This is a genomic window from Sphingomonas pituitosa NBRC 102491, from assembly GCF_001598435.1.
GTDB lineage: Bacteria > Pseudomonadota > Alphaproteobacteria > Sphingomonadales > Sphingomonadaceae > Sphingomonas > Sphingomonas pituitosa.
This window is the reverse complement of sequence record NZ_BCYY01000066.1, coordinates 1-1,067: the sequence shown is the minus strand read 5'-3', so window position 1 is coordinate 1,067 and position 1,067 is coordinate 1. Positions and strand designations below refer to the sequence as shown.

The 1,067-nt window shown below is 63.4% G+C and carries 1 protein-coding gene; it reads left to right on the top strand.

The features are described 5' to 3' along the window. Nucleotides 1-23 precede the first annotated feature (23 nt). Nucleotides 24-1,067 (top strand): tyrosine-type recombinase/integrase (locus SPI01S_RS21595; RefSeq protein WP_157084839.1); only part of this gene is annotated, 1,044 nt, incomplete at its 3' end.

The following is a 1,067-nucleotide window of genomic DNA, read 5'->3' as shown; positions in this document are numbered from 1 at the left end:
AAAAAGCATTCAAGACTCAGGACATGCACGGCATGTACCTCCTCGTTCAGCCTGGCGGTGGTCGGTACTGGCGATGGGACTACCGACATGACGGCAAACGCGGCACCGTCGCCCTGGGCGTCTACCCGGACGTATCCCTCAAGGAGGCGCGTGAGCGCCGAGAGAATGCCCGGAAGCTGCTCGAGAAAGGCATCAACCCCTCCTCCTACGGCAAACTGACTCGCGGCGTCGGCAGCATTTCGGCCGGAGATACGTTCGCCACCGTCGCCGACGAATGGCTGAGGAAGATCGAGGCGGAGGGGCGAGCGGCGAAGACGCTCGAAAAGGTGCGGTGGTTGATCGGTTTCGCCAACCCATTGATCGGCACCCGACCGATCGGCGACATCAGCGCGCCTGAACTGCTCACCGTATTGAGGACTGTAGAGGTCCGAGGCCGCTATGAGACGGCACGACGCCTCCGCAGCACCTGCAGCAGCGTCATTCGTTACGCGATCGCCACCGGCCGGGCCCAGCGAGACGTGACCGCCGATCTCCAGGGCGCCCTGATCACGCCCAAGGTCAAGCATCATGCCGCGATCATCGAACCCGACAAGGTCGGCGCGCTCTTGCGCGCCATCGACGGTTACGAGGGCCAGCCATCGGTTGCCCTGGCGCTTCGGATCGCCCCACACGTCTTTGTGCGTCCGGGCGAACTGCGCGCCGCTGAGTGGGCAGAGTTCGACCTTTCAGCAAAGGTCTGGATCATCCCCGGCGAGAAGATGAAGATGGGCCGCCCGCATCGGGTCCCCCTCTCCAAGCAGGTGCTTGCGCTCCTTGCGGAACTTCGAGAAATGAGCGGCAGGTCGAAGCTACTTTTCCCAAGCGTCCGGTCGGACTCTCGCCCCATCTCCGACAACACCATCAATGCCGCCCTGCGCCGGCTGGGCTACGACAAGACACAGATGACGGGCCACGGCTTCCGCGCGATGGCCAGCAGCCTCCTCAACGAGAGCAGAAAATGGCACCCCGATGCGATCGAGCGACAGCTGGCGCATGTCGAGAACAACGACGTCCGCCGTGCCTATCTT